Origin of the sequence: Rhodococcus sp. EPR-157 (assembly GCF_001647195.1) — a bacterium.
GTDB lineage: Bacteria > Actinomycetota > Actinomycetes > Mycobacteriales > Mycobacteriaceae > Rhodococcoides.
Genome location: NZ_LVCV01000146.1, coordinates 1 through 7,632, shown reverse-complemented (window position 1 = coordinate 7,632; position 7,632 = coordinate 1). Strand labels below are relative to the sequence as shown.

The following is a 7,632-nucleotide window of genomic DNA, read 5'->3' as shown; positions in this document are numbered from 1 at the left end:
CGAGATCGCCGACGAGTGCAGGCACTCCATCATGTTCGCTCGCGCGTGCACCAAGATGGGAATCAAGGCCTATCTGCCGCGTCGGATGAGCATCGAGCTCGGTCGTGGGTTCAAGGCTCTCGCTTCGGCCGAGGCAGCGTACGGCGGAATCCTCGTCGCGGAAGAGGTTCTCGACGTGATGCAGCGCGACTGGATGCGCGGCGAGAACGTACTCCCACTGGTTCGCACGACGAGCAAGATCCACGTCGTCGAGGAGTCACGCCACATGACGTTCGCGCGGCAGCAGATGCGGGAACGGATCGAGGGCAAGGGTGTTGCGCGGCGCAAGACGAGCGCACTCGTGGTCGCGATTGCGGCACGCATCATCGTCTCGAACATGGTCAACAAGGGCGTGTACGCGGCCGCAGGTCTGGACACCGACCGTGCTGTCCGCGAGGCGAAGAACAACGCCCACCACCACATGATGATGCGGACCAGTAGCGAGCACCTGATGGCATTCCTGCACGACTGTGGACTTGTCACCAAGCCGGCAGAGGCGATCTACAAGCGTCTGCACATGTTGTGAATGCCCTTGTGAATATCACTGTCAGAGTCGATTTCGAGGATCCAGCGTGGCTTTTGCGATAACTCAGAACTGTTGCAACGACGCATCGTGTCTGTCGGTCTGCCCGGTCAACTGCATTCACCCGACACCGGGCGAGGCGGATTTCGGCAAGACGGACCTCTTGTACATCGATCCCCGTAGCTGTATCGATTGCGGCGCGTGCGCTGACGCCTGCCCGGTGGACGCGATCACGCGGGTGTCGAGATTGACCGATGATCAAGCCATCTACGCCGACATCAATGCCGACTACTACCGGGACAAGCCGGCCGTCGCGCAGTGGGATCCGCCGAAGTTCCCGCCCGCCGCGGTCAACGACTTCGCACGGTTCGAGGTGGCGATCGTCGGAACGGGCCCGTCGGCGAGCTACACCGCACAGGCACTTCTGCGAGTTCCGAGCAGCCGAATCACGTTCTACGACAAGCTCGATGTTGCGGGCGGTCTGGCCCGATTCGGCGTTGCGCCGGACCATATCGGCACACGGCAGATCAGTGAGCACTTCCGAAGCCTGTTCGTTCACCCCCGGGTCACCATGAAGCTGGGCGTCGAGGTCGGCGTCGACGTCACGCACGAGGAAGTGCGTCGCCGGTACGACGCCGTCGTGTACGCGGTCGGCGCCGACAGTGATCGGCCGCTGGACATCCCAGGAATAGACCTTCCCGGTTCGGTCAGCGCACGCACGCTGGTCGGGTGGTACACCGGCCATCCAGGCGTACCAGCAGACGCAATCGACCTCGATGGAATCGAGCGAGTCACGATCATCGGCAACGGCAACGTGGCACTCGACGCGGCTCGGATACTCACGGCGGATCCCGATGACCTCGCCGGCACGGAGATCTCGTTGCACGCTCTCGCAACGCTACGACGCAGCACCGTGAAGGAGGTTGTCATCGCGGCAAGGCGGGGGCCGGAGTTCGCAGCCTTCACTCGCTCCGAATGCCAAGCACTCGTATCCCGACGCAGCGTCGACGTGGCCGTCAGCGGCCCGCCGGAAGCTCTGTCCGTCATCGACGACCTTCCGCTCTCGGCACCTGCGTCTGCTCTACGGGGTGTGGTGAACTGCGAGGGCTCGATTCCGGCAACCCGGCGTCGGATCGTCTTCGCCTTCGGTCGTGCGCCCGTGCGTGTGAACGGCACCGATCGGGTCGAGTCCGTGGACTTCGCGGGCGGAACCACAGTTGCATCCGATCTTGTCCTGCAGGCCATCGGCTATCGTGGAACACCCTCTCCCGGAGTGCCTTTCGATGCCGAGCGCGGAGCGATTCGCAATGTCGGCGGACGCATGATCGGTGAGGACGGAAACCCCGCGACCGGACGGTACGTCGTCGGGTGGGCCAAGCGCGGAGCCACCGGAGGTATCGGCGACAACAAAGTCGATGCCGAAGAGACGGTGGACGCGTTGTTGGAGGACCTCGCGAACAATCCTCCCGGGCCGAAGAGGCGACTACCGCGGGTACTCGCCCGCAAGGTGTAGCCGCCCCGGCGCAGGGTGGGGGAGTAAGGGGTGTCGTATGGTCGGAATATGGAGCGGACCCGTAAGGACGCCCTGGCCGCAGCTGCGGTCACGGTGCTCGCCGACAAAGGATCGCGCGGCCTGACGCACCGTGCGGTCGACGCGGCCGCCGGGCTCAAGCCGGGTGCGGTGAACTACCACGCCCCCAGCCGGACGCAGCTGCTGACCATGGCTCTGCGGGAGGTGTTCGTCAGGGACATGGAAACCGCAACGAAGCACTTCTCGCTGGACCATTGGACACACCGAGCCGTGGTCGATGCCGTGGTCGGGTTCGTCGAGGACATGTGTTCCGAGGCCAATCGCGCGAGAGTGATCGCGAGGCATCATCTGCAGGGAGAGTCTCTGACGCATCCTGAGCTGCGCGCGGCGTTCGACGTCCAGCTCGCGGCGTTCGTGCAGCTGGTGCGTGATGGACGAGCCGCAGCGGGGGCGCCGCCGAGTACCGCGGCAGCCGAGTTGTTCGCAATGTCCGTCGACGGCCTGCTCAGACGGCAGGTCATGATCGGAACGCAACCGTTGGGCGCCGAGGACGTGCGCACGATCGCGGACGTTGTGGCGATGCAATAGCGTGGCCCCAAAGATCACGATTCAGCATCGGTTGAGTGGCAGATTCGTAACTGACGGTTGCGATACGAAGTTCGACTGGCGTAGCGAAGTCGGGTGCGGGCACCATCGATGGGGTGTCCGACGGTGCGGGGTAGCTGCCGAACTGTGAGGCATATCCGGAGGAGCTGTGGTCTCAACTCCTCCGAACATGCCGGCGGCGACTCGGACATTCGGGTCGCCACCGGTTACCCAACTACCCACCGCAGCGCGCACCACAAACATCGCCGCCGTCGGTGGTCTTCAAGGGCTGGTCAGGCGCTCCTCTTTCGGATGAGGCGCGGCCAATAGTGTGACGAGTTCTGCCGAGTCTGGAAATATGGAGCTCATGCCAACGACACCATCTCTGGTTACCGAACACGTCGTTCTCGTCGACGACGATGGGTCGGCCGTCGGAACGCAGTCGAAGGCGACTGTTCACACCACGCACACGCCGCTTCATCTAGCTTTCTCGTGCTATGTCTTCAACTCTCGCAACGAAGTTCTGATCACGCAGCGGGCCGGAACCAAGAAGACATGGCCCTCGGTGACGACGAACAGTTGCTGTGGCCACCCGTCGCCCGGGGAAGATCTCGGAGTTGCCGTCGTTCGTAGGCTCGAGCAGGAACTGGGCATCACTGTGTCTGGAATCCGGTTGTTGCTCCCCGATTTTCGATACCGAGCGGTCATGGCGGACGGCATAGTCGAGAACGAGCTGTGCCCGGTGTTCGGCGTTGTCTACGACGGCCCGGATCCGGAGCCGAATCCGGCGGAGGTTTCACAGGCAGATTGGTATCCGTGGGAAGAGTTCGTTCGATTCGTCGACGACGGCGGGGATGTATCGCCCTGGTGCCGGGAGCAGATGGTGCAGCTGCAGGGTCTTGGTGTCGATCCTTCCCTCTGGCCGTCCGGTGACACCGCCGACCTACCTCAGGCAGCCCGGTACAGGGCGGACCACGCCTGACCTCGGGCAGAGTCGGGCAATGTCATTCGAACAACCGACCGCCGAAACAGATATGGTTGTCCGGTGCACTACACGTGGAGAACGCCGAGCGCGAACGAGCGAGTAGACGGATTGGTCGGTACTCATGCAGCAGCGTGCTGAGAACACCCGCCAAGCCGTCCTGCTCGGTGCTGCGATCAGCTTCGAGAAGTTCGGTTACGGAACGTCGAGTCTGTCGACCATCCTTGCTCATGCAGGGGTGACCAAGGGCGCAATGTACTTCCACTTCGCGTCCAAGGAAGAGCTCGCGCACGCGGTCATCGAAGCGCAACATCAGCTGGCCATGAACGGTTCGCAGGCCATCACCGAACAGGTCCCAGTTGCTCTCGATGCACTCGTCTTCGTCAGCCAGGAGATGGCTCGCCAGCTGGTAGAAGAGCCGGTCGCCCGCGGCGGAATGCGTCTGACGCTCGAGATCGGCAGCATTCAGGGCCCGGTCCAACGGCCCTATCTGGACTGGATCGACTCCATCCGGACACTCGCGGCCCGAGCTGCAGCGGAAGGCGACCTCGCCGACGGAATCGATGTGGAAGCGCTGGCGAGATTCGTCGTCGGGGCGTTCACCGGTGTACAGATGTTGTCCGAAGTTCTGTACGGGCGCGTCGACCTGTACGAGCGCCTTGCCGAGATGTGGACGCTGTTGCTCCCTGCTGTCGTTGCCCCGCACGCTTTGGAGCGCGCCAAGGCATGCGCGGCCAGTGCGCCGCGCGACTGGACGGTACCGACGGTCGGCCTGGATGTGAGCGCCTAGTGTGAAGGTGCGACCTGCCCCCGCGTGAACGGATCCAATTGATGACCGACGTACTGTCCCGCAGAGATCTCGATTTCCTACTCTACGAATGGCTCGATGTGGAGTCGTTGACGGCCAGGAAGCGATTCTCGGAACACTCCAAGGACACGTTCGACGCGGTGCTCGACCTCTGTGCCGACATAGCGCGCAAACACTTCGAACCGCACAACAAAATCTCCGATGCCGTCGAGCCGAAGATGCGACCCGACGGCACCGTCGAGATGATCGACGAGGTGAAGGCCGCCCTCGACATCTATGCATCTGCAGGTCTGATCGCCGGTCAATTCGACGAGTCCCTCGGTGGGATGCAGCTTCCGGCGACTGTGGCGCGGGCCGCGATGGCGTGGTTCCAGGCCGCGAATGCGTCGACGTCGGCCTACCCGTTCCTGACGATGGCCAATGCCAACCTGATTGCCACCTACGGCACTTCCACTCAGATCGACGACTACGTTCGCCCGATGCTCGAGGGCAGGTTCTTCGGCACGATGTGCCTTTCCGAGCCGCAGGCCGGTTCGTCGCTCGCCGACATCACCACACGCGCGGTGAAGCGGGACGACGGTAGCTATCGGATCTCGGGGACCAAGATGTGGATCTCGGCGGGGGACCACGAGTTGACCGAGAACATCGTCCACCTCGTACTGGCGAAGGCAGCGGGCGGAGGTGCTGGAGTCAAGGGAATCTCGTTGTTCATCGTTCCCAAGGTGCTTCTCGACGGGACGCGGAACGACGTCACGCTCGTAGGTCTCAATCACAAGATGGGCAACCGCGGAACCACGAACACGCTGCTCGAATTCGGTGACGGAACGCATTCGGTGGCAGGTGAACCCGGGGCGATCGGGTACCTCGTCGGTGAGGAACACCGTGGGTTGTCCTACATGTTCCACATGATGAACGAGGCCCGGATAGGCGTCGGATTCCTGGCGATCTCGCTCGGCTATGTCGGGTACATGAAGTCGCTGGAATACGCGAAAGTTCGGACGCAGGGCCGACCCCTCGGTGTGAAGGATCCGTCCTCACCGCCGGTGGCGCTGATCGAACACGCCGACGTCAGACGGATGCTCCTGGCACAGAAGTCGTACGTCGAAGGTGCTCTGGCTCTCGGCCTCTACTGCTCTCGACTGGTGGACGAGCAGGACACCACAGAGAACGATCGACTGAGGGCCGAGACAACTCTGCTCCTGGACCTGTTGACGCCGATCGCCAAGAGTTGGCCGTCGCAGTGGTGTCTCGAAGCCAACAATCTGGCCATCCAGGTGCACGGTGGTTACGGCTACACCCGGGACTACGACGTCGAGCAGTACTACCGGGACAACAGGCTCAACCCGATCCACGAAGGCACACACGGCATTCAAGGCCTCGACCTGCTCGGTCGCAAAGTCACGATGCAGGGCGGCGCAGCGCTGGGGTTGTTGGGCTCTCGAATCGCGGACACCGTACAGCGAGCGCGCGAACTGGACGCGGACACAGCACGATTCAGCGTCCAGTTGGAGACTTCGTGGAAGAATGTTCTGGCCGTCACGGCAATGTTGTGGTCCACCGGAGAACCGGATGTGGCGCTCGCGAACTCCTCGGTGTACCTGGAAGCGATGGGCCACATCGTGATCGCCTGGATGTGGCTCGAGCAGCTTACCGCCGTCTACGGAAAGAGCGGCAACTTCTACGACGGTAAGCGCCAGGCGGCCCGATACTTTTTCGTGTACGAACTGCCCAAGGTCGCACCGCAACTCGATCTACTGTCCAGCTTGGATCGAACCACACTCGATATGGACCCGGCGTGGTTCTGAGCAGGTCAGCGAGCCAGCAATGTGAACGAGTGTTCGCGGATCAGAATCGACGGGCCTGAACTTTCGTACGCCTGATCCGGGTCGCTGGAGATCACTTGCCGCCAGTCTTCGGACGGCAGTGTGAATTCCACGGCGCCGCCCGACGAGTTGACCAACCAGCCGAAGGTGGAGTCGTCATCGGCCGAGGCGAGCTCCACCAGCAGAGAGAGGGCAGCGTCGTCGGTCCAGTCGTCGTCGGCGAGCTTTTCGCCGTCGGCTCGATAGAAGTCGACGTACGTCTCGGCGTCGGAGTCGCTGTCGTGCCGGAACCACATCGGCCGTAGCGCTGGGTGCTCGGTACGCAGTGCGATGAGGTCCGCGGTGAACTGCTGGAGTGAACGGTCGGCCGCGGCCCAGTCGTACCAGGAAATCTCGTTGTCCTGGCAGTACGCGTTGTTGTTGCCGTGCTGGGATCGACCGATCTCGTCCCCGCCGAGGATCATCGGAACACCGGCCGACAACAGTAGTGTGGCAAGGTGATTGCGCTGCTGGCGTGCCCGAAGCGCGAGCACACCGTCGTCCTCGGTCGGTCCTTCTGCCCCGCAACCCCACGAGCGGTTGTCGGACTCGCCGTCCTCGTTGTCCTCGCCGTTCGCGTCGTTGTGCTTGTCGTCGTAGCTGTTCAGGTCGGCGAGGGTGAATCCATCGTGCGCGGTAACGAAATTGACGCTGGCCAGTGGCGGGCGCCGCGTGCTTTCGTACACGTCGGGACTGCCGGTGATCCGTTGAGCGAAGGCGCCGAGCGAACCGGCTTCGCCGCGCCAGAAGTCTCGGACGTCGTCGCGGAACTTGCCGTTCCATTCCGACCACCGGGCAGGGAACCCACCGACCTGGTAGCCGTGGGTGTCCCACGGTTCGGCGATGAGCTTGACCGAGGCCAACGTGGGATCCTGATGAACGAGGTCGAGGAAGGCGCTGTGCTTGTCCAGATCGGAGTCCTGGCGCGTCAGTGTGCTTGCCAGATCGAACCGGAACCCGTCCACGTGCATTTCGGTGACCCAGTACCGCAGTGAATCCATGATCAGCGCCAGTGCCGCTGGGTGCCCGACGTTGAGGCTGTTGCCCGTGCCCGTGGTGTCGAAGTACGAACCTCTGTCCTCTTCGACCAGTCGGTAGTACGAACGGTTGTCGATTCCCTTCAAAGACAACGTCGGGCCCAAATGGTTGCCCTCAGCCGTGTGGTTGTAGACGACGTCCAGAATGACTTCGATGTTCGCTGCGTGCAGGGCTTTGACCATGGACTTGAATTCGTCGACCTGACCGCCGGTGTCACCTGCGCTGCTGTACTCGTTGTGCGGGGCCAAGAATCCGATGGAGTTG

At 62.7% G+C, this 7,632-nt stretch carries 7 protein-coding genes; 6 read left to right on the top strand and 1 reads right to left on the bottom strand.

From position 1 onward, the window contains the following. From A2J03_RS05915 to A2J03_RS05890, 6 genes are all read left to right on the top strand, one after another. A partial coding sequence (locus tag A2J03_RS05915; RefSeq protein ID WP_197480633.1) for an AurF N-oxygenase family protein occupies nucleotides 1–565 on the top strand: 565 nt, incomplete at its 5' end. A gap of 46 nt (nucleotides 566–611) precedes the next feature. After that, the gene (locus A2J03_RS05910) at nucleotides 612–2,075 is read left to right on the top strand and encodes a 4Fe-4S binding protein (RefSeq protein ID WP_068370722.1); all 1,464 of its coding nucleotides are present in this window, start codon (nucleotides 612–614) and stop codon (nucleotides 2,073–2,075) included. Nucleotides 2,076–2,123: 48 nt separating this feature from the next. After that, on the top strand, nucleotides 2,124–2,681 hold the full coding sequence (locus A2J03_RS05905) for a TetR/AcrR family transcriptional regulator (protein ID WP_068370719.1): 558 nt from the start codon (nucleotides 2,124–2,126) through the stop codon (nucleotides 2,679–2,681). A 364-nt stretch (nucleotides 2,682–3,045) separates the two neighbouring features. Next, nucleotides 3,046–3,660 (top strand): isopentenyl-diphosphate Delta-isomerase, encoded by a 615-nt coding sequence (gene idi, locus A2J03_RS05900; protein WP_068370725.1) that lies wholly within the window; start codon nucleotides 3,046–3,048, stop codon nucleotides 3,658–3,660. A 124-nt stretch (nucleotides 3,661–3,784) separates the two neighbouring features. Further along, nucleotides 3,785–4,450 carry a ScbR family autoregulator-binding transcription factor gene (locus A2J03_RS05895; protein WP_068370716.1) on the top strand — a complete coding sequence of 222 codons (666 nt, stop codon included), beginning with the start codon at nucleotides 3,785–3,787 and terminating at the stop codon, nucleotides 4,448–4,450. Nucleotides 4,451–4,491: 41 nt separating this feature from the next. After that, complete coding sequence (locus A2J03_RS05890) at nucleotides 4,492–6,273, top strand: acyl-CoA dehydrogenase (protein WP_068370713.1); 1,782 nt, start codon at nucleotides 4,492–4,494, stop codon at nucleotides 6,271–6,273. A 5-nt stretch (nucleotides 6,274–6,278) separates the two neighbouring features. On the opposite strand, the gene A2J03_RS05885 is transcribed toward A2J03_RS05890, so the two are convergent. Further along, nucleotides 6,279–7,632 (bottom strand): glycogen debranching protein (locus A2J03_RS05885; protein WP_068370710.1); only part of this gene is annotated, 1,354 nt, incomplete at its 5' end.

What these genes read in the sequence shown, in the direction of transcription:
- A2J03_RS05905 (WP_068370719.1), top strand. Translation starts at nt 2,124, where the DNA reads ATGGAGCGGACCCGTAAGGACGCCCTGGCCGCAGCTGCGGTCACGGTG.
- idi (WP_068370725.1), top strand. Translation starts at nt 3,046, where the DNA reads ATGCCAACGACACCATCTCTGGTTACCGAACACGTCGTTCTCGTCGAC.
- A2J03_RS05895 (WP_068370716.1), top strand. Translation starts at nt 3,785, where the DNA reads ATGCAGCAGCGTGCTGAGAACACCCGCCAAGCCGTCCTGCTCGGTGCT.
- A2J03_RS05890 (WP_068370713.1), top strand. Translation starts at nt 4,492, where the DNA reads ATGACCGACGTACTGTCCCGCAGAGATCTCGATTTCCTACTCTACGAA.